The sequence below is a fragment of the Streptomyces sp. NPDC033229 genome, from assembly GCF_055576875.1.
Map to the genome: position 1 here is coordinate 169,873 of NZ_JBVIQR010000001.1, position 20,699 is coordinate 190,571.

The following is a 20,699-nucleotide window of genomic DNA, read 5'->3' on the forward strand; positions in this document are numbered from 1 at the left end:
GGGGAGTTGCTCATAAATCACCTCGCAGAAGGGGCCGGCACATCCCTGTGTCCGGACGGAGATGAAGTGCACAGGTAGATCTCGTGGAACTCCTCGCGACCCAGGCCCGCTAGGTGGGCGGTCTCAGTCGGGCTGAGGTGGAGCTGCTCTGCAAGCCGGATGACGGCTTGAGCGAGCTGGCGCGGGGTTTCGCGCCGGATGGTGGTCGGTTCGTTGGTGCGATACCCCAGGGCGGACAATTCGACCATGAGCGTGCGGTATTGCCATTCGCTGACAACCCCCAGATCCATGGCTCGTCTGATGAGCGCCGCCATCGACACCCCCCACCTCGCCTTGAGGTCCAGTAGGCGGGATACGTCGATACCTGGCTTAAGATCGGGCAGGACGGCGTCGTGAGGCATGAGGAATTCGGCAGCGAACCGATTGGCTTGATCTTCCTGCACGCGCCCCTCGCCGGGCTCGCCGTGCATCACCAGGTGACCCAGCTCGTGCGCGAGGCTGAATCGGGAACGGTCTGCGGGAGCACTGGAGTTGAGAAGGATCAGCGGAGCCTTGCCCGCCGGCCACTGGCTTACTGCGTCGAGTTCGGTTGTGTAGAGGTCGCGGACTACGACCAGTGCGCCAGCGCCTTCGAGTAGGGCGACCACGTCTTCGATGGGCCCTGCCGAAACTCTCCATTCCTCGCGTACCGTCTCTGCCGCGTCCGCAGGGGTGTCGAAGTCGTTGACCTCGATGCGCCGAAACTGGCTAGGGCGACGGAAGTCTGCCGCTTGAGTAAGGGATTCCACCTGGAGGCGGGTGATCGCCAACGTTGCATGGACTCGACGCAGGGCGGGCGTACCCATGGAGGCGCGCTTCCGGTGATGGACCAGCCCGACGCCTGCCCCGGCCGTACCAAAAGTGCGGCACAGCATGTCGGCGGTGTACCGAAGCGCATCGGCGAACAGTTGGACACGCCCGTCCTTGACGGGAATGCGGCCGGCTTCAGCGCGGCTCACGTACCCCTGAGTGATGCGGGTGCCCTCCAGGCGTGACAACTCGCCAGCGAGGTCGGACTGCGTCCAGCCACGCGAGTCACGTGCCAACGTCAGCATGGCGGGGTCCGCCACCAGGGTTCCCTGGTCGCTCACGTCCACCTCCAGCCCTGGCGATGTCAACTCCCCTGAGCATACACACTTTTATGCCTAAAAATATTCCACACATGATCCGATGTCATCACGGTTCCAAGTCTATGAGTCCCACTGACAGTCCAACTCCGATCCGACGAGATCGCGCCCGCAGTCGAGCGGCAGGCGTTCGGAGAGGAAGAGATCCTGGTCTCGCCAGTTGGTGCCCGTTGAGGGTCGCGCACCCAGCCCCTGCGCTCCGAGGGATCCTCTTCCTTGGATCAGGCGGGCCATCGGATTCGAGGTGCCTGAGACGAGGCAGCGACTTGAAGAGGCATGGCGTAGCGAGCAGGCACGTTGTCACGCTGCGCACAGCACCCCACGACAGGTGATGCCTCCAAGCCTGCTGTTCAAAGCCTGGACCAAGAGAGTCTTGTCCGCTCGAAGCTTCAGCCGGAGGCGGGACCTTCGCTCGAGCCTGCTCGGCTGACCAGTGAACAGATTGGTGAACTGGGTGCTCTGATCAGGGGGTTCCTCGCCCAGACCGCGATGGCTGGGGAGTGACCATCACCTGGTCCACGATCCGGCACCGGCTCGGCGACGCGCTGCCATGGCTGTCCCCCGAAGGCCAAGGAGAGTTGCTGGTACGGGTCGACGAAGACGCCCCTGCCGACGAGCCACTGCTCGCGGCGCTCATCGTGGTGGGTGACCATGTGATGCACCCGCTCGACCGCCATGTCGCCTTCTCTCTGGAACGCGAAGTTTCGGAATCTGACGATGAGCTGCAGCAGAGATGGGCCATGGATGTGCTGAAACTTCACGCTCTGTGGCGGCACCGATAGCCCACGCGGCTCGGCTCTGCTGCGAACGGTGCGAGACAGCGACAGCCTGCTATGAACGGAGGGGATTTGGGCTTCGCCAACCAAAGTTCTACGGGGACTCGGGCTCACGCCGCCGGAACTGCATAGGGGGCGATGCGGCCGGGTTCGTGCGCCCGGCTATGTCACCGTCCGCGGTCCTCCGCCGCGAGAGTAGGCACAGAGCTCCCTGAGCGCGGCCTGCGGATGAGTGACCGCTGAGAGGAAGGACCGCTTGTTCACGACCCGGCTGGGGTCGCCACCGGCGGGTGAGCTGTTCGAGGGCGTCGACCAGCTCGTCAGCCAGCGGTCCACGGCCCATCGGAACCTCCTGCACCGATGAAGAACGACGCCCCGTCCTGGGGCCGTGGTTGTTGCTGAGGGCCGGCCGGCCGCGTGCCGGGTTGTTCAGGAGCTCCGTTCCACCCGTACGGGCTCGCGGGCCACGGCGAGGGCGCCGTCGAGGTCGGCAAGGCGTTCGGCGAGGGTGGTGGTGGCGATGCGGGGAGGGAGAGCCACCGAGAACTTCAGGCCGCGGACGGCTCGCGGGTCGACGGTGGGCAGGGTGAGGGAATCGGGGAGTTCGGCACGGGCCGTCTTCCAGTCGGCGGGGGAGAGGTCCTGGCGGACAGCAGGCCCGTACGCCCGGACTCGCGGGCGGCGGCTCGCTTGGTGTGACCGGCAAGCAGCAGCTCGGTCAGCTCGACGGTCGTGGACGTCTCGAACCACCACCGGGCGTAGTCGCCGGCCGCCACCCGCGCCCACGGCTCGGGGTCGTGCTCGTGGACCGCGCCCAGCGGCTGGAGGCCATTCCACCGCTCGGCCAGCCGCACCAGGTGGGTCGTCTTGCCCACGTTGTCGGGGCCGTTGAGGCTGACGAAGTCTGGGGCCCGCGTCATTGCTCACGCCTCGTGGATCTGGGTGTCGAGGACGGAGACGATCGCGTCCGTGTTCGTAGCGATGAACTCGGCAAGCTCCGGCGGCATCAGGTTCAGCTCACGGACGGCCTCGGCGGTGAACGGCACCCGAACCACCTCGTACCCGCCCCGCTCCGGCTTGGTGAACTCCGTACCCGTACGCGCGGCCAGGTCCATGGACTCCAGGCGTGCGGCGAAGATGTGCTGCACGCCGACGCCGCCTTCCATTTCGTCGGTGATCAGGTGAACGAGCTCGGCGCGCTCCAGCTTGCCGCCCAGCTCCTCGAACACCTCGCGGCGCAGGGCCGCCTGGATGGTTGCGTCGTCCTCCTCGACCCCTCCACCGACCGACACCCAGTACGGCTCCCTCCCCGGCTTGGTGCGCTTGATCAGCACCAGCTCGTCGCCGTCGAGGAGGATGGCGCGGGCGTTGCGCTTGACGACGTCGGTCATGCCGTTTGCTCCTTCTGGTCGTGGTACAGGAGAGAACGGGCGGAGGGCCGCCTGGTGGCGGTCGGCGTGCCCCGGCTCGGTGGACTCAGCATGGCGGAGGTTGGTGGCAGGGCGTGAGGTAGGAGCGCTGCAGCAATGCCGCACCACTGCTGAACATGTCTGGCTACGCTGACGGTTTCGGCGTTTCACCGGACGGCGGACAGGGGGTACGACGGTGGTCACAGTGCAGCGATGGTCCGGCCGGGAAGCCCGGCTGTTACGCGACGCCCTGCGCATGAGCCTGCGGGATTTCGCCGCGTACCTGGGTGTCAGTGACCGGACCGTGTCGAACTGGGAAGGCGGGGGAGCGGATTACCAGCCGCGTGTCGAATCCCAGGCCGTCCTTGACACGGCACTCGGTCGGGCGTCGGACGGCGCGAAGGCACGGTTCGCGGCGGCCCTGGGGACGAACGGCGCTGTTCAGCCCGTCACAGGCCGGATCGAAGTCGACTCCCACAAGTTCCTGCCGGTCTTCGTCGGCGTCGAGCGCACCCGCCAGCTCCGCGCACACATGACACTGAGCGTGGACCACCCATGGCTGGAGTCCTCCTCGGCCCGAGTGGATCACCCTGAAGCTCGAAACTGCGTCTTGCACGTATTCGCGTGCGGGGTAGCCGTCTTCCACCTCGTCCAACCACATGAGCCCGCCGCGCTCACCGAACTCGCCGTCTGGCGCTATCGCTCGTACGCTTCCGACCTGCCTTGGGCACGAGAGAAGCTCCGCGACCTCTTGGACGAGGACCACTGCAGGGTCCCCAACCCCGAGTACGTGCTTTCCCTGTACTGGCTCGCTTCCGGCCCCTGGGCCGGAAGCGCCTACGACACAGCCCTACGCCTGCTGTCCACGCCCTCGGTCCTGGTCGACCGCGGTGCCCCAGGTGGACCCGCTCCCCTGGACGGCTCGGTCGAGGAGTCGTTCCTCGCCACCGGCTTCGACCATCCCGACATCGTGTCTTTCGGCGTACGTGGAGTCTCCACGGGTTACGCCGGCTGGTCCGGCGTCGCCTACGCCCCCCACTCCCGCGAGCGCAGCCTCACCATCGATGAGCTGGTCACCTGCGAACTGACCGTCCAGGCCCTGTGGTGCTTCACCCGGCACGTCCAGCAGATGATCGAGAACGGTCAGGACCCCTCCATGCCCGAGCAGTACGGCTGGCGCTTCCTGCGCGCCGCCTACTCCCGGCTCACGACGGCCCGAGCTCAGGAAACCGCGCAACACGTCCTGATGCGGGAGGCCATCATGAAGACGAGCGGACTGGTCGAACGGCTGCGCGCCGCACAGGACGCTCTACGTGAGAGCGTCGGCTGAGAACACGGGGCAGGAGAGGTAAGGATGGATATCGGCAGCGCCGCGCTGGTCGTGATCGACATGCAGGACGGCTTCGTCAACCACCACAGTTGCCACGCCGTGCCTGCGGTCGCTGACCTGGTTGCCCAGTGGTCCGCCGCCGGTCGGCCCGTGATCTTCACCCGCTATTTCAACTACCCGGACAGTCCCTACGAGCGCTTCTTCCAGTGGCACCGGCTGCAGGAACCGCCCGAAACCGACATCGTCACCGAGCTCACCGGAGCCGCCGCTCGGGCACACGCGGTCGTTGACAAGACGGGGTACACGCTCTTCACTCCCGAGGCCACCGACCTGATCAGCCAGGCCGGCTGGACCAGCCTCGTCTTCTGTGGAATCGCTACCGAAAGCTGCGTTCTGAAGTCCGCAGCCGACGCCTTCGAACATGGCTACGCTCCCTGGATCGTCACCGACAGCTGCGCCAGTGACGCCGGCCCGGACGTCCACGACGCCGGCCTCCTTGTCGCCCGCCGTCTGATCGGAACCGGCCAACTCGTCACCAGGGAAGACGTGGTGGGACAACTCACTGCGTACGCCGGGGCCGCAGTGCTGGAATAGCCCAATGGCCGACACGCCGTCCTGCACCGGTTCGCTCGCCAACCTCGACACAGACCTGCTCATCATCGGTGGTGGCCCGGCCGGCTGCGCCGCCGCCCGCATGGCCGCCAGCGTCGGCATGCGCTCGATCCTGATCGAGCCGGACGTGCTCTGCCGCAACCTCTACCGCATCCCGGCCCTGAATAACGTCCTCGGCGGTTACGCCAGTGGCTCCGAGCTCGCCGACTCCATCGCCACGGAACTGAAGAGCACGGAGCTGTGCCGCCTCGAACTGGGACGGCACGTAACCGAACTCCGCGCCGTCGATGACTACGTCACCGCCACCCTCGACTCCGGCACGCGTCTCACCGCTCCCTACGCCATCGTTGCCACCGGCGTCGGCCCCCTCCAGCCCCGCGACGTCGCCTGGATCACCGCCCCCGACGGCCTCACCCTGGCCCCGTTCTGGCAGGCCGAGGCGGACGACGTCGAGGGCCACACACTCCTGGTCCTCGGCGGCGACCGCCCCATCGGCACCTTCCTGCGTGCCAACCCGACCACCGACACCCGTCTGCTCGTGGCGTACCCGGCGGCCGACGAGTACAAGATCGAGGAGGTCCGCGAGGACCCCCGCGTCACACTTCTGCCTGTCAAGCACCTGACGTTGAGTCCTGGTGAAGGGACCACGGTGACAGCGGAAGCGGTGGGCTTGGACGGCGCACGGCACGCGGTCACGGTCGAGGCCGCCTACCTCAGCATCGGTAGCGCGCCCACCGCCCCGTCCGGTGACCTGATCCGCAGTGCGGACGGATATTGCCCGGCGGCCGACCAACACCCCCGCATCATCGTGGCCGGCGACCTCCGGTCGGCCCGCTTCCAACGGATCATGACCGCCCTGGGATCCGGCAGCGAGGCCGCGCTGCACGCCTACTACGCGGCCAGGGATTTGCTTGCCAAGGGCTGAGACACCTCAGCGCGATGCGGTGTCGATGACGCGTAGAAGAGGATTTCGGTGCAGCGAGGCCGAGGCAGCGGTTACCGCCGCCGTCGTTCAGGACGTGCGTTTCCTTCTCGTTCGGCGGCGCGTGGCCGAAGGAGCACTCTCATAGCAGTTCCCGGCAGTGAAGATCGCTCCCCGAACAGGCCGCAGTGCATGAGGCCCAGGGCTCACGTTCGGCTGACCGGCAGGAGCCGGCGGAGCCAGGGGTGGGTAGGCGCGATCACCTTGATCGCGTCGGCCAACCAGGCTCGTGCTGACTCGTCCAGCAGCGGCAGTGCCGCGTCGAAATCGGTCTCGTCCTTGCCCCGGGACTCCTCTGGACCTCCGGTGTGAGGTACGGGACACCCGTATCGCTCATGCGACCGAGCCTGCCGACAGGGAGCCGGATCTCCGGACTGCGCCGTGAGACCCACTGGGTGCCCTCGGCCTCGTCCAACATGAGCTGCATGGACCAGGGAGCCTCCGCCGCACGGCGGCACCAGATGTCGTGGAGCGGCGGCCGAAGGGTTTCCGTGGGGCGCCACGGTCGCAGCTTCCCCTGGCCAGGAGGGTCCGCCACGTACAGGTCCCAGTCGGCCAGGAGATCACGTACGCGGGCCTGGTCGCGGCGGAGGACGAGGACGTCGATGTCGCCGTGCGGGCGCAGGTCACGGCCGACCGCGAGCTCGATCGCGTATCCGCCGGCGATCCACCACGGGAAGCCCGCCCTTGCGAACACCGCGGCCACATCCTCGGGACGATCCGGCGCCCAGCGTCCCAATGCATGAACACTCACCCGCCCATACTCTCAGCGATCAGCCTCTGGAACGGGGGAGCCCAATGTGGGCCGACAGCGGAGCGACGCGGGCGGCGTCCACCGACCAGCCCCGCCCCCGTCTGTCATCACGTGATCCGCGCCATGTCCCGATTCGTCGCCGAAGGCGGGACCGGTGCGTGTCATTCGGCGTAGTGGCTCGCGATTGTCCCTAGGATTGTGGGATGTACATAGCCAGCACGTTCCCCGGAGGGGTGGTCCGGTGAACAGGTCCGAGGCCACAGACGAGCAGTGGGAGGGCCTGGCCGAGGTCGTTCCGTTGCGCGGTCATCACGCATGGCCGTCCTGGCCCAATCATCGGGCGCTGCCCGAGGAGGAGCCGGAGCCGAATCGGCGTCAGCTCGTCGTTCTGCGTGTCCAGATCTTCGCGGACGCGCGTGAGGTCGCCGAGTATCTGATCGCGCGGGTCCCGGTGCTGCTGGATCTCACCAGCGCCGACTCCGATGTCGCCAAGCGGATTCTCGACTTCTCCAGCGGTGTCGTCTTCGGTCTGGGCAGCGGTATGCACCGTGTCGACACCAATGTCTTCCTGTTGGCCCCCGAGGGGACCGAGGTGGCATCGGGATACCCCGATCGTAGGAAAAGTGATCAGATGAAACGGTTTGGCTGACCGGTAGCCGCATACGGTCCGGGCATGGACGCAAGCTGTGCCCGACCGGCCGCCGGCCCCCCTTCTCAGCTTCCACAGGCTTCTCAGCTCCCACAGCAAGTTTCTCAACCCCCTCAAGTTCCTCAGCAGGCTTCTCGGCTTCCTCAGCGACCCGCAGTGACCGAACTGCGGCTGTCCGCTTTCAAGTCGCATCGCAACGCCGTCTTCCCGCTCGGACCGCTGACCCTCTTCAGAGGAGGAAGCGGCAGCGGCAAATCCAATGCCCTCCAGGGATACGAAGTCCTCGCGCGGCTCGCGGGCGGCGACACGCTCGAAGAGGCCCTCGCCCCCGTGGCCGGTGGACCTTCCGCGTGTGTGCCCCAGCAGGCCCGGCCCGACGCGCAAGGGCGGCGCGGCTTCCGGATCGGCTGTACGGTCACGGGCCCGGCGGGGCCGGTGCGGCTGGATGTGGCCGTGCAGGCCGAGCCCGTGCTGCGGGTCGTCGGTGAGCGGCTGACCGGTTTCGGGGAGACTCTGCTGTCCACCGCGCTGCGTGACCCGGGGCTGCGGACGGTCGAGGCCGTCTGGCACACCGCGGGCGCGGTGCCCGTCACCCGTGCGCCCCTGCCCGACGACCGGCTCGGCACCTCGCTGCTGCCCCTGCGGGTCGCGGGCAAGGCGGCGGGGCAGCGGATGGTCCTCGACGCAGCCGAGCAGGTGGTGGTCGCGTTGCGCTCCGTCTTCCCCTGCGACCCCCGGCCGGAGCTGATGCGCATGCCGGCCGCCGCCCGCGACGGGATGCTGCGGGGTGCCTGCGACAACGTCGCGGCGGTCCTGGGGCGCACCCGTCATGAGTGCGCCATCCGGCACGGACTGCTGGTCACCGCGGCCGGCGCGGGGTGTCGGGGGCCGGTCGAAGGGCTGACGGTCGAGGAATTGGACGGCGGCTTCTTACGGGCCGTGCTGGCCCGGAAGGCGGGTGCGACGACGCCCTTGGAGCGGCTGGCGGACGGGGAACTGCGCTACCTGGCCCATTGCCTCGTCCTGTTGACCGGGCCCGGGGTGCTGGCCGTCGACCAGGCGGCCGAGGTGCTGCCGGCGCTGCAGACGCTGACCGTGCTGGCGGACGGGCTCGACCGGTGCCTGGACGAGCGGCAGGCCCGGGAACTGGTGGGACTGGCAGCGCGCATGTGCGAGCGGGGGCACATCCGGCTGGTGGGCACGGTGCGCGGGGCAGTGGCGGAGGAGGCGGCGCGGGCGGCGGGAGCGACGGTGGTAGACCTGGGGACGTGACCGAAGATCTCAAGACCTTGCAGCAGAGGCTGGCCGCGTTCGCCGCGGCGCGCGACTGGCAGCCCTTCCACACGCCCAAGAACCTCGCCGCCGCGCTCAGCGTCGAGGCGTCCGAACTGGTCGAGATCTTCCAGTGGCTGACGCCGGAGCAGTCGGCGCGGGTGATGGACGCCCCCGAGACGGCGGGTCGGGTGGAGGACGAGGTCGCCGACGTCCTGGCCTATCTGTTGCAGTTCTGCGAGGTCCTCGGGATCGACCCGCTGGCGGCGCTCTCCGCGAAGATCGACCGCAATGAGAGCCGGTTCCCGGTGGGGGGTTCGGCGGCGGGATCGCGGTCCGACAAGGGCTCTCGTCACTCTCCGGAGTGATTGAGATATCCACAGCGCATCTGGTATCCACAGATTTCTGAATTCCCCTGGCTTTTCCGGCGGTTAGTCATCACTCTGGGTAGTGAGGAGCGGGCAGGCGGGAAAGTGGGGGACCGGGCATGGAGGCAATGCGACTCATCAGAGCCACCCGGCTCGCCCTGGCGCAGGCCAGGGCGGTGCAGGACATCGTCATCGAGGCATGGCAGACACAGGCACTGGCGGAAGCGATCGGTGGTCATCTCGCGGTGCACGGCCCCTTCGAGGCCCGTGCGGCGGCCGGCGGTCTGAGCGAGGCGGGAGGCCGGGCCTACGGTGCGCTGCACCAGGGCTCGGCGCGCGAGGGAGTCTTACGGGCGGCGCAGCTGTCGGAAGTGCGCGACCCCTGGATGGTGTTGACGGCGCTGGGCGGACTCCTCGGCGAGGTGGGCATAGCGCTGGTCGGCGTCGCCTGCGCCTCCGAGGAGGACGGCCTGTACTGGCAGTGCATCGAGGCGATAGACGCCGCCGACGAGACGAGTGACCGGGTGCGCGGTCTGCAAAGGCGGCTCGCGCTGAGGGAGCGAGGAGGAGCGGCATGACGCGCAACGTCAACACTCGCGGAAGGCGCGACGACGTCGGTGGCCACGGCTCCCGGCGGTCCGCCTACGGCTCCCTGCGGTCAATGGACGGGACGGGCGCCACGGTCGTCGGCCGGAGCGTCGGCCGGTCGGCCGACCGTGTCAGCGGCCGGGGTGCCGGACGCATCGGCCGCTGCTTGCCGCTCACGCGGCGACCGCAACGGCCCTTGCGGGCTCAGCGACCGCCGTCAATCGGACGACGGGCGCTCGCCGGAGGACTGGAGTTCGGCGTCGAGCTGCGACAGATCGGCGGTCAGCGCCGCCATCAGCTCCTCCATCTGCTGCAGCAGGCCTTTGGGTGGACCCTGCGGCTGTGGAGCGGCCTGTGGTGGTGGCGCCTCTTCGGGCACGGTTTCCTGGGTCATCGCGGCCTCCTGGGCCCCGGCCCACCCGGTGCGGGCGGGCGGTGTCGCGATCGTCGCCTCCGGCGACGAACACCGGTGCGCGGGCCGGGCGGTCCGGCTCCGCCCGAGCCAACGATCACCGGGCGCGCCGGGACACTGGCGGGTGCCGCGCCGCCCGGCGGGCGTGACGGAATTTCACCCGACTGGGGAGGGTGGGGCGAAGGAGGTGGCGGGCGGTTGACGCGGGCCCGGGAGTGCAGGATGGAGGCATGGATCTGCGCATCTTCACCGAGCCCCAGCAAGGGGCGAGCTATGAGACCTTGCTCACCGTCGCCAAGGCCACCGAGGACCTCGGCTTCGACGCCTTCTTCCGTTCCGACCACTATCTGGCCATGGGCTCCGCCGACGGGCTGCCCGGGCCGACCGACGCCTGGATCACCCTCGCGGGCCTCGCCCGTGAGACCAGCCGGATCCGGCTCGGCACGCTGATGACCGCCGGCACCTTCCGACTGCCCGGGGTGCTCGCCATCCAGGTGGCGCAGGTCGACCAGATGTCGGGCGGCCGGGTCGAGTTGGGGCTGGGCGCGGGCTGGTTCGAGGAGGAGCACCGGGCGTACGGCATCCCGTTCCCGAAGGAGAAGTTCGGGCGGCTTGAGGAGCAGCTGGAGATCATCACGGGGCTCTGGGAGACGGAGCAGGGCAAGACGTTCACGTTCGACGGCTCCTACTACCAGCTCGCCGACTCCCCGGCACTGCCCAAGCCCGCCCAGACCAAGGTGCCGGTGCTGATCGGTGGTCACGGCGCGACGCGTACGCCGAGGCTCGCCGCGAAGTACGCCGACGAGTTCAACATCCCCTTCGCCTCCATCGAGGACAGCGAGCGGCAGTTCGGCCGGGTGCGGGCGGCCGCCGAGGTGATCGGCCGCAAGGGGGAGGAGCTGGTCTACTCCAACGCCCTGGTGGCCTGCGTCGGCAAGGACGACGCCGAGGTGGCGCGCCGGGCGGCGGTCATCGGCCGGGAAGTGGCCGAGCTCAAGGCGAACGGGCTGGCGGGCTCGCCGGCCGAGGTGGTCGACAAGATCGGCCGGTACGCGGCGATCGGTTCGTCCCGGATCTACTTCCAGATTCTGGACCTCGACGACCTCGACCAGCTGGAGCTGATTTCCTCACAGGTACAGCCCCAGTTGGGCTGACCCCCGCCCGTCGCCCCGCGCCGGCTGTCGCCCGCCGGCCAGCCGCCGCCCACCGCACCCGAGGAGCAGCCGGTGACAGCCGCCACCGCCCCCGCCCCCAGCACGCCGCTCGCCACCGCGCTCGCGCGTGGACCGCTCGTCCTGGACGGCGGCTTGTCCAACCAACTGGCGGCGCAGGGCTGTGACCTGTCCGACGAGCTGTGGTCGGCGCGGCTGCTCGCCGCCGATCCGGGGCAGATCGAGCAGGCGCACGCGGCATACGTACGGGCGGGCGCGCGGGTGCTGATCACCTCCAGCTACCAGGCCACGTTCGAGGGGTTCGCCCGGCGTGGCCTGGGGCCGGAGGAGGCCGCGGCCCTGCTGCGGCGGAGCGTGGAGCTCGCGCGGCGGGCCACGGGGGCTGGGGAGGGCGCGCGGGCCGGGCAAGAGGTGTGGGTCGCCGCGTCCGTGGGCCCGTACGGGGCGATGCTCGCGGACGGCAGCGAGTACCGCGGGCGGTACGGGCTGAGCGTCGGCGAGCTGGAGCGCTTCCACCGGCCCCGGATCGAGGCCCTGGTGGCGGCCGGGCCGGACGTGCTCGCGCTGGAGACCGTGCCGGACACAGACGAGGCGCGGGCGCTGCTGGCGGCGGTGCGGGGGTGCGGGGTGCCCGTATGGCTGTCGTACACCGTCGTGGGGGAGCGGACCCGGGCGGGGCAGTCGCTCGCCGAGGCGTTCGCGCTCGCCGCGGACGACGACCAGGTCATCGCCGTGGGCGTCAACTGCTGTGAGCCGCGTGATGTCGACCGGGCCGTGGAGATCGCGGCGCGGACCACCGGGAAGCCGGTGGTGGTCTATCCGAACAGTGGGGAGGAGTGGGATGCGCGGGCACGGGACTGGCGGGGACGTTCCACCTTCGACCCCGAACGAGTGGGGGCGTGGCAGGCGGCTGGGGCGCGGCTCATCGGTGGCTGCTGCCGGGTCGGCCCGGACCGGATCGCGGGGTTGGCCCGTCTCCTCGAGACGGGGGACGACAGGGAGGTGCCTCGCCACCCCGAAGCTCACCGCCCCGAAACTCACCGTCCCGAAAACGGATAGCAGTCGCCGGACGCGTCCGGCGATACTCGGTCGCGTGTTCCTGACGATAAGTACCACCGGCACGGCCGGGGCTCCCGCGACCGATCTCGGGTTTCTGCTGCACAAACACCCTGACCGGGCGCAGCGGTTCTCGACCTCCCACGGCACCGCGCACGTCCTCTACCCCGAGGCGACGGCGGAGCGCTGCACGGCGGCGCTGCTGCTGGAGATCGACCCCGTGGCTCTGGTGCGCAGGAGCAAGGGCCAAGGCCGCGGCGGTGCCCCCGACTCGGCGCTGGCGCAGTACGTCAACGACCGGCCGTACGCGGCGTCCTCGCTGCTGGCGGTGGCGCTCGCCGCCGTCTTCTCCAGCGCCCTCAAGGGGCAGTGCACCGCCCGGCCGGAGCTGCCGGGCACGCCGATGCCCCTGCGCATCGAGGTGCCCGTGCTGCCCGCCCGGGGCGGCGCCGGGCTGGTGGGGCGGCTCTTCGAGCCGCTGGGCTGGGCGGTCACGGCCCGGCCGGTGGAGCTGGACGCACGGTTCCCCGAGTGGGGCGACTCGCGCTACGTACAGCTGGTGCTGGAGGGTGAGCTGCCGCTCGCGGACGCGCTGCGGCATCTGTACGTGTTGCTGCCGGTGCTGGACGACGCCAAGCACTACTGGGTGTCGCCCGACGAGGTGGAGAAGCTGCTGCGCGCCGGTGCCGGCTGGTTGGAGAGCCACCCCGAGCAGCGGCTCATCACGAGCCGCTATCTCGCCCGCCGCTGGTCGCTCACCCGCGATGCCCTCGCCCGGCTCGCCGAGGCGGACGATGCCGAGGCCGAAGAGCTCGACAACGCCGTCGACGAGGAGGCGGACACCGAGGAGAAGCCGGTGCCGCTGGCCGTGCGGCGACGGGAGGCGATCCTCGGCGCCCTGCGCGCGGCCGGTGCGGAGCGCGTGCTCGACCTCGGGTGCGGGCAGGGCCAGCTGGTGGGGGAGCTGCTCAAGGACACCCGGTTCACCGAGATCGTCGGAGTCGACGTCTCGATGCGCGCGCTCAAGGAGGCATCGCGACGGCTGCGGCTGGAGCGCATGACCGAGCGCCAGTCGGCGCGGGTGCGGCTGCTGCAGGGTTCGCTCGCCTACACCGACCGTCGGCTCACCGGGTATGACGCGGCTGTGCTCAGCGAGGTCATCGAGCACCTCGACCTGCCCCGGCTGCCCGCCCTGGAGTACGCCGTGTTCGGCGCTGCCCGGCCCGCGACGGTCGTGGTGACCACGCCCAACGTGGAATACAACGTCCGCTGGGAATCCCTGCCCGCCGGACACGTCCGGCACGCGGACCACCGCTTCGAGTGGAACCGTGAGGAGTTCCGCGCCTGGGCGGGCACGGTCGCCGAACGACACGGATACGCAGTGGAGTTCGCCCCGGTGGGCCCCGACGACCCGGACGTAGGGCCGCCCACCCAGATGGCGGTCTTCCACAAGCTGAAGAGCGACACCCCGACCCGTAACACCCCACACACCGAGACCGCGAAGGAGGCGAAGGCGGTATGAACGCGCTGAACGGCCCCACCCCGACCCCGGCCCCGGGCCCGACTCCAAACCCGACACCGACCCCGGCCCCCACCCCCGGCCACCGCACGCTCGCCGTACCCGACCTGTCCCTCGTGGTGCTCGTCGGCGCCACCGGATCCGGCAAGTCCACCTTCGCCGCCCGGCACTTCAAGCCCACCGAGGTCGTCTCCTCCGACTTCTGCCGCGCCCTGGTCAGCGACGACGAGAACGACCAGAGCGCCAGCGGTGACGCCTTCGACGTCCTGCACTACATCGCGGGCAAGCGGCTCGCCGCCGGACGGCTCACCGTCGTCGACGCGACGAACGTCCAGCCCGAGGCCCGCAAGCAGCTCGTGGCCCTGGCCCGCCAGTACGACGTGCTGCCCGTCGCGATCGTCCTCGACATCCCCGAGCAGATCTGCGCCGAGCGCAACGCCGCCCGCCCCGACCGGGCCGGGCTGCCGCGCCGCGTCATCCAGCGTCACCAGCGCGAGCTGCGCCGCTCCCTGCGCCATCTGGAGCGCGAGGGGTTCCGCAAGGTGCACGTCCTGCGGGGCGCCGCGGAGACCGACGCCGCCGAGATCGTCCGCGAGCGCCGCTTCAACGACCTGCGGCACGTCACCGGCCCGTTCGACATCGTCGGCGACATCCACGGCTGCCGGTCCGAGCTGGAGACCCTGCTCATCGAGCTGGGCTACGCACTGACCCGCGACGACGCCGGCCGCCCGGTGGACGCCGCGCATCCCGACGGGCGCACCGCCGTCTTCGTCGGCGACCTGGTCGACCGCGGACCCGACAGCCCCGGTGTGCTGCGCCTCGTCATGGGCATGGTCGCCGCCGGGCACGCCCTGTGCGTCCCCGGCAACCACGAGAACAAGCTCGGCCGTTACCTGAGCGGCCGCAAGGTCCAGCACTCCCACGGCCTCGCCGAGACGATCGAGCAGCTGGAGCGTGAGGACGCCGCCGACCCGGACTTCCGCGCCCGGGTGCGGGAGTTCATCGAGTCCCTCGTCAGCCACTACGTCCTCGACGGTGGTGCGCTCGTCGTCTGCCACGCCGGGCTGCCCGAGAAGTACCACGGTCGCACCTCCGGCCGGGTCCGCTCGCACGCCCTGTACGGCGACACGACCGGCGAGACCGACGAGTTCGGCCTGCCCGTGCGCTACCCCTGGGCCGAGGACTACCGCGGCCGTGCCGCCGTGGTCTACGGCCACACCCCGACCCCTTCGGCCACCTGGCTCAACAACACCATCTGCCTCGACACGGGCGCCGTCTTCGGCGGCCGGATGACCGCCCTGCGCTGGCCCGAGCGCGAGCTGGTCGACGTGCCCGCCGAGCGCGTCTGGTACGAGCCGACGAAGCCGCTCGCGAGCGAGGCGCCGGGCGGCGCCGACGGGCGCCCGCTCGACCTCGCCGACGTCACGGGCCGCCGGTCCGTGGAGACCCGCCACATGGGCCGCATCGCCGTGAAGGAGGAGAACGCGGCGGCGGCCCTGGAGGTCATGAGCCGCTTCGCGATCGACCCCCGGCTGCTCACCTACCTCCCGCCGACCATGGCGCCCTGCGCGACGTCCAAGGAGGAGGGCTATCTGGAGCACCCCGCGGAGGCCTTCGCCGCCTACCGCGCCGACGGTGTGCGCCAGGTCGTCTGCGAGGAGAAGCACATGGGCTCGCGCGCCGTGGTCCTCGTCTGCCGTGACGCGGACGTGGCCCGCGAGCGGTTCGGCGCCCCCGAAGTCCCCGAAGGTGCCCCCGGAGGCGCCTCCGGGGCGTTGTACACGCGCACCGGACGGCCGTTCTTCGACGACCCGGAGATGACCGAGCGCGTCCTCGGCCGGCTGCGCCGCTGCGTCGACGCGGCGGGCTTGTGGGCGGAGCTCGACACGGACTGGCTGCTGCTGGACGCCGAGCTGATGCCCTGGTCGCTCAAGGCCGCGGGCCTGCTGCGCAACCAGTACGCGGCCGTCGGCGCGGCCGCCCGTACGGTCTTCCCCGGCGTGCTCACCGCCCTGGAGTCCGCCGCGGCCCGTGGTGTGGACGTCGCGGATCTGCTCGGCCGTCAGCGCGAGCGGGCCGAGAACGCCGAGGCGTTCACCGAGGCCTACGGGCGTTACTGCTGGCCGGTCGGTGACACCACACGCGGCTGGCCGGGTGAGAGCGAGGAGCCGACGCCCGGACGTCCGGGACGGGCCGAGGCCGGTTCCGGCTCCGGGGGCACGGACGGTCTGGACGGCATCCGCCTGGCCCCGTTCCAGATCCTGGCCGCCCGGGGGCGCAGCCTCGCCGCGCTCCCGCACGACGAGCAGCTCGCGCTGATCGACCGCCTGATCGAGGCCGAGGCCTCCCTGGAAGCCTCGCCCGCCGAGGGAGACGGCACCTATCTGAACCGCCTGCTCGCCCCCACCGGCCGGCTGGTCGTCGACACCGAGGACGAGGAGTCCGTCGCCGCGGGCGTGCGCTGGTGGCTGGAGCTGACCGCCGCCGGTGGCGAGGGGATGGTCGTCAAGCCCCTCGGCGCGCTGCTGCGGGGTGCCGACGGCCGGCTCGTGCAGCCGGGAATCAAGTGCCGCGGCCGGGAGTACCTGCGGATCATCTACGGCCCGGAGTACACCCGCCCGGACAACCTCGCCCGGCTGCGCGTACGCCACCTCGGCCACAAGCGCTCGCTCGCCCTGCGGGAGTACGCACTCGGCCTGGAGGCGCTGGACCGGCTCGCGGCCGGGGAGCCGCTGTGGCGCGTCCACGAGGCGGTCTTCGCCGTCCTCGCCCTGGAGTCCGAGCCGGTGGACCCCCGGCTGTAGGCCGCGTCCGGCGGCCCCCCCGGCTGTGCCCGCCCTGCGGCGGCGGGCGCCCTGCGGGCGCGTCCTCAAGCGCCGGACGGGCTTGATTCGGCTGAGCTCAGCCGCACAGCCCGTCCGGTCGTTCGAGGACTCCGCCGCGCGGCGGTGCTGCGGAGGACGCAGACCCGTACCACCCGCCACGACAGCTTCCGCGCCCCGGGTGCCGAGTGATCACGGTGCGATGGGGCCAGGATGGAGAGATGGGATTCCATGTCGATTCCGAGGCCGGGCGGCTGCGCCGCGTCATCGTGCACCGCCCCGACCTGGAGCTGAAGCGGCTCACCCCGTCCAATAAGGACGCCCTCCTCTTCGACGACGTGCTCTGGGTGCGTCGCGCTCGCGCCGAGCACGACGGCTTCGCCGACGTGCTGCGCGACCGCGGGGTGGAGGTGCATCTCTTCCAGGACCTGTTGCAGGAGAGCCTGGTGGTGCCGGCGGCGCGTTCGCTCGTGCTGGACCGGGTCTTCGACGAGAAGGAGTACGGGCCGCTCGCCACCGACCATCTGAGAGCCGCGTTCGAGGCGATGACCGCCGCCGAGCTGACCTCGTCGCTCGTCGGCGGCATGACCAAGCGCGAGTTCCTGGAGCGGCACGCGGAGCCGGTCTCCGTGCGCTTCCACGCCATGGACCTCGACGACTTCCTGATCAATCCGCTGCCCAATCACCTCTTCACCCGCGACACCTCGGCCTGGGTGTACGACGGGGTGTGCATCAACGCCATGCGCTGGCCCGCCCGTTGGCACGAGACCGTGCACTACGAGGCCGTCTACCGTCACCACCCGCTCTTCGCCCGGGGCGGCTTCCACCTCTGGTCCGAGGGCCAGGCGGCCTACCCGTCGACGATAGAGGGCGGCGACGTCCTCGTCATCGGGGAGGGCGCGGTGCTGATCGGCATGAGTGAGCGGACCACCCCGCAGGCCGTGGAGATGCTGGCCCGCGGTCTCTTCGCGGCCGGGTCGGCCCGCACGATCGTGGCGCTGGACATGCCCAAGACGCGGGCTTTCATGCATCTGGACACCGTGATGACGATGGTCGACGGCGACACCTTCACGCAGTACGCGGGGCTGGGCATGCTCCGCTCGTACACGATCGAACCCGGGGTGAACGAGAACGAGCTGAAGGTCACCGACCACCCGCCGGAGCACATGCACCGCGCGATCGCCGCCGCCCTCGGGCTCGACGACATCCGGGTGCTCACCGCGACCCAGGACGTGCACGCGGCGGAGCGCGAGCAGTGGGACGACGGCTGCAATGTGCTGGCGATCGAGCCGGGAGTGGTGGTCGCGTACGAGCGCAACGCGACGACCAATACGTTTCTGCGCAAACATGGAGTGGAGGTCATCACGATCCCGGGCAGCGAGCTGGGCCGGGGCAGGGGCGGCCCGCGCTGTATGAGCTGCCCGGTCGAGCGGGACGCGGTGTCCTCGCGCTGAGGAGGCGCGTGGCCCTGAGGAGCCCGTGGCCCTCACGCGTGGTCCATCACACAGTAGGACACCATGCATAGTGATGCGATGGATCGTATATAGTTCCGATTTTCCCCTGTAGTCGTGACTAGGAGCCCACCCCATGGCGACAGACCTCAAGGGCCGGCACTTCCTCAAGGAGACGGACTTCACCGCGGAGGAGTTCCACGGCCTGATCGAGCTGGCCGCGGAACTCAAGGCGGCCAAGCTCGCGGGCACCGAGGAGCCGCGGCTGCGGGGCCGGAACATCGCGCTCGTCTTCGAGAAGACCTCGACCCGCACCCGCTGCGCCTTCGAGGTGGCCGCCGCGGACCAGGGTGCCCGGACGACCTATCTGGACCCCGCGGGCTCCCAGGTCGGACACAAGGAGTCCGTCAAGGACACCGCACGGGTGCTCGGCCGGATGTTCGACGGTATCGAGTACCGCGGCCACGGCCAGGAAATCGTCGAGGAGTTGGCCGCGCACGCCGGGGTGCCGGTCTTCAACGGCCTGACCGACGAGTGGCACCCCACCCAGATGCTCGCCGACGTGCTCACCATGAGCGAGCACACCGCCAAGTCGCTGGAGCACGTCGCCTTCGCCTACCTCGGCGACGCCCGGTACAACATGGGCAACTCCTACCTGGTCACCGGCGCCCTCCTCGGCATGGACGTACGCATCGTGGCCCCCGAGGAGCTCTGGCCGGCGCCGGAGGTCATCGCCGAGGCGCGGCGCCTCGCCGAGGCGAGCGGCGCCCGCATCACGCTGACGGCGGACGTCGCCGAAGGCGTGCGAGGTGCCGACTTCGTCGCCACCGACGTGTGGGTGTCGATGGGGGAGCCCAAAGAGGTGTGGGACGCCCGGATCGCGCTGCTCGCCCCGTACGCGGTCACCATGGACGTGCTGCGCGCGACCGGCAATCCGGCGGTGAAGTTCCTGCACTGCCTGCCCGCCTTCCACGACCTCGGCACCTCGGTCGCCCGGGAGATCCACGAGCGCCACGGGCTGACCTCGCTGGAGGTGACCGACGAGGTCTTCGAGTCGGTCCACTCCGTCGTCTTCGACGAGGCCGAGAACAGGATGCACACGATCAAGGCGGTGCTGGTCGCGACCCTGGGCGACTAGGGCCTGGCCGGCGGTCTTCGGCTGCTGAACCTGTGCCCGCCTGTGGCGGCGGGCGCCCTGCGGATGCGTTCAATCTCCCCCGGCTTCCGCTGGGAGGTGCCCCCAGCGGGCTTGATGTGGCCGGGCTCAGCCGATGACGGCCCGTCCGGCGCCTGAGGTCACCGCCGCGCGGGCCCGTAGCGCCCGCTCAGGTGATCCGCCACCCGGCCTCGCCCCGCCACCGGCAAGGGCCCGGCACCCCGCTCACGGGGGTGCCGGGCCCTTGCCGTCCCCGCCGTCGGCCCTTGCCGTCTCCCGGCCCATGCTTATCGCGCACTCGTGACGACGGTCACGCACCGGTGATAACTTCGCCGGGCAGGCACGCACCAGCCACCGGCTGAAGGAGGCCGTGCTCCATGAGTCCGTTCACCGGCTCCGCGCACCGCACCGAGGAATGGCGGCACCTGCGCCTGACTCTCGACGCGGGCGTCGCGACCGTCACCCTCGCCCGGCCCGACAAGCTCAACGCCCTGACCTTCGGCGCCTACGCCGACCTCCGCGACCTCCTGCCCGAGCTGGCCCGCGACGGTTCCGTACGGGCCCTCGTGCTCGGCGGTGAGGGCCGCGGCTTCTGTTCCGGCGGTGACGTCGACGAGATCATCGGCGCCACCCTGGCCATGGACACCGGCCAGTTACTCGACTTCAATCGCATGACCGGCCAGGTCGTGCGGGCCCTGCGCGAGTGCCCCTTCCCGGTGGTCGCCGCCGTCCACGGGGTCGCGGCGGGCGCCGGTGCCGTCCTCGCGCTCGCCGCCGACTTCCGTGTCGCCGACCCGACCGCCCGCTTCGCCTTCCTCTTCACCAAGGTCGGCCTCTCCGGCGGCGACATGGGCGCCGCCTATCTGCTGCCCCGCGTCGTCGGCCTCGGCCACGCCACCCGGCTGCTGATGCTCGGCGAGACCGTCCGTGCCCCCGAGGCCGAACGCATCGGCCTCATCAGCCAGTTGGCCGACGAGGGCGAGGCGGCCGCCGCGGCGCAGGCGCTCGCCCGGCGCCTCGCCGACGGCCCCGCCCTCGCCCACGCCCAGACCAAGGCCCTGCTCACCGCGGAACTCGACATGCCGCTCGCCGCCGCCATCGAGCTGGACGCCGCGACCCAGGCGCTGCTGATGAACGGCGCCGACTACGCCGAATTCCACGCCGCGTTCACCGAGAAGCGGCCCCCCAAATGGCAGGGGCGGTGA

General features: G+C 70.4%; 19 protein-coding genes and 1 pseudogene. 15 read left to right on the forward strand and 5 right to left on the reverse strand.

Annotated features, from left to right (window positions below):
• Positions 1–17 precede the first annotated feature (17 nt).
• Positions 18–1,130, reverse strand: coding sequence for an ImmA/IrrE family metallo-endopeptidase (locus tag ACZ53N_RS00705; protein WP_469138815.1), 1,113 nt, complete (start codon positions 1,128–1,130; stop codon positions 18–20).
• 536 nt (positions 1,131–1,666) lie between these two features.
• On the opposite strand from ACZ53N_RS00705, the gene ACZ53N_RS00710 reads away from it, so the two are divergent.
• Entirely contained in the window at positions 1,667–1,948 is a 282-nt protein-coding gene (locus ACZ53N_RS00710) for a hypothetical protein (protein ID WP_469138816.1), read from the forward strand.
• Between the two features lie 542 nt (positions 1,949–2,490).
• Here the strand turns inward: ACZ53N_RS00710 and ACZ53N_RS00715 are convergent.
• Positions 2,491–2,862 carry a hypothetical protein gene (locus ACZ53N_RS00715; protein ID WP_469138817.1) on the reverse strand — a complete coding sequence of 124 codons (372 nt, stop codon included), beginning with the start codon at positions 2,860–2,862 and terminating at the stop codon, positions 2,491–2,493.
• A gap of 3 nt (positions 2,863–2,865) precedes the next feature.
• Positions 2,866–3,333 carry an NUDIX hydrolase gene (locus ACZ53N_RS00720; protein ID WP_469138818.1) on the reverse strand — a complete coding sequence of 156 codons (468 nt, stop codon included), beginning with the start codon at positions 3,331–3,333 and terminating at the stop codon, positions 2,866–2,868.
• A 274-nt stretch (positions 3,334–3,607) separates the two neighbouring features.
• Between ACZ53N_RS00720 and ACZ53N_RS00725 the strand changes: the two genes are divergently transcribed.
• From ACZ53N_RS00725 to ACZ53N_RS00735, 3 genes are read left to right on the forward strand one after another with little or no spacing between them, the layout of a single operon-like run.
• The gene (locus ACZ53N_RS00725; protein WP_469139026.1) at positions 3,608–4,681 is read left to right on the forward strand and encodes a helix-turn-helix domain-containing protein; all 1,074 of its coding nucleotides are present in this window, start codon (positions 3,608–3,610) and stop codon (positions 4,679–4,681) included.
• A gap of 24 nt (positions 4,682–4,705) precedes the next feature.
• Positions 4,706–5,275, forward strand: coding sequence for a cysteine hydrolase family protein (locus ACZ53N_RS00730; RefSeq protein ID WP_469138819.1), 570 nt, complete (start codon positions 4,706–4,708; stop codon positions 5,273–5,275).
• A 4-nt stretch (positions 5,276–5,279) separates the two neighbouring features.
• Complete coding sequence (locus ACZ53N_RS00735; protein WP_469138820.1) at positions 5,280–6,218, forward strand: FAD-dependent oxidoreductase; 939 nt, start codon at positions 5,280–5,282, stop codon at positions 6,216–6,218.
• Positions 6,219–6,421: 203 nt separating this feature from the next.
• On the opposite strand, the pseudogene ACZ53N_RS00740 reads toward ACZ53N_RS00735, so the two are convergent.
• A pseudogene (locus ACZ53N_RS00740) lies at positions 6,422–6,972 on the reverse strand (nucleotidyltransferase domain-containing protein).
• A 298-nt stretch (positions 6,973–7,270) separates the two neighbouring features.
• On the opposite strand from ACZ53N_RS00740, the gene ACZ53N_RS00745 reads away from it, so the two are divergent.
• From ACZ53N_RS00745 to ACZ53N_RS00760, 4 genes are all read left to right on the forward strand, one after another.
• Positions 7,271–7,678: a cell division protein SepF gene (locus ACZ53N_RS00745; RefSeq protein ID WP_130881744.1), complete on the forward strand. Its 408-nt coding sequence runs from the start codon at positions 7,271–7,273 to the stop codon at positions 7,676–7,678.
• Between the two features lie 24 nt (positions 7,679–7,702).
• Entirely contained in the window at positions 7,703–8,950 is a 1,248-nt protein-coding gene (locus ACZ53N_RS00750) for an AAA family ATPase (protein ID WP_469138821.1), read from the forward strand.
• Entirely contained in the window at positions 8,947–9,318 is a 372-nt protein-coding gene (locus ACZ53N_RS00755; protein WP_469138822.1) for a nucleotide pyrophosphohydrolase, read from the forward strand. The genes ACZ53N_RS00750 and ACZ53N_RS00755 overlap by 4 nt, the downstream gene beginning before the upstream one ends.
• A gap of 128 nt (positions 9,319–9,446) precedes the next feature.
• A complete protein-coding gene (locus tag ACZ53N_RS00760) occupies positions 9,447–9,896 on the forward strand; it encodes a DUF6099 family protein (RefSeq protein ID WP_469138823.1) in 450 nt (149 codons plus the stop codon).
• Positions 9,897–10,123: 227 nt separating this feature from the next.
• Here the strand turns inward: ACZ53N_RS00760 and ACZ53N_RS00765 are convergent, their stop codons facing one another.
• On the reverse strand, positions 10,124–10,300 hold the full coding sequence (locus tag ACZ53N_RS00765; RefSeq protein WP_365209368.1) for a hypothetical protein: 177 nt from the start codon (positions 10,298–10,300) through the stop codon (positions 10,124–10,126).
• A gap of 248 nt (positions 10,301–10,548) precedes the next feature.
• Here ACZ53N_RS00765 and ACZ53N_RS00770 point away from each other — a divergent pair, with 248 nt between their 5' ends.
• The 7 genes from ACZ53N_RS00770 to ACZ53N_RS00800 all read left to right on the forward strand — a co-directional run bounded on the left by ACZ53N_RS00770 (position 10,549) and on the right by ACZ53N_RS00800 (position 20,699).
• On the forward strand, positions 10,549–11,472 hold the full coding sequence (locus ACZ53N_RS00770; protein ID WP_365369438.1) for an LLM class F420-dependent oxidoreductase: 924 nt from the start codon (positions 10,549–10,551) through the stop codon (positions 11,470–11,472).
• A gap of 72 nt (positions 11,473–11,544) precedes the next feature.
• Positions 11,545–12,549: a homocysteine S-methyltransferase gene (gene mmuM / locus ACZ53N_RS00775; RefSeq protein WP_469138824.1), complete on the forward strand. Its 1,005-nt coding sequence runs from the start codon at positions 11,545–11,547 to the stop codon at positions 12,547–12,549.
• Positions 12,550–12,583: 34 nt separating this feature from the next.
• Entirely contained in the window at positions 12,584–14,068 is a 1,485-nt protein-coding gene (locus ACZ53N_RS00780; protein WP_469138825.1) for a 3' terminal RNA ribose 2'-O-methyltransferase Hen1, read from the forward strand.
• On the forward strand, positions 14,065–16,869 hold the full coding sequence (locus ACZ53N_RS00785) for a polynucleotide kinase-phosphatase (RefSeq protein WP_469138826.1): 2,805 nt from the start codon (positions 14,065–14,067) through the stop codon (positions 16,867–16,869). The genes ACZ53N_RS00780 and ACZ53N_RS00785 overlap by 4 nt, the downstream gene beginning before the upstream one ends.
• A gap of 239 nt (positions 16,870–17,108) precedes the next feature.
• A complete protein-coding gene (locus ACZ53N_RS00790) occupies positions 17,109–18,341 on the forward strand; it encodes an arginine deiminase (protein WP_469138827.1) in 1,233 nt (410 codons plus the stop codon).
• Positions 18,342–18,474: 133 nt separating this feature from the next.
• Entirely contained in the window at positions 18,475–19,476 is a 1,002-nt protein-coding gene (gene argF, locus ACZ53N_RS00795) for an ornithine carbamoyltransferase (RefSeq protein WP_469138828.1), read from the forward strand.
• Between the two features lie 395 nt (positions 19,477–19,871).
• A complete protein-coding gene (locus tag ACZ53N_RS00800) occupies positions 19,872–20,699 on the forward strand; it encodes an enoyl-CoA hydratase family protein (protein ID WP_469138829.1) in 828 nt (275 codons plus the stop codon).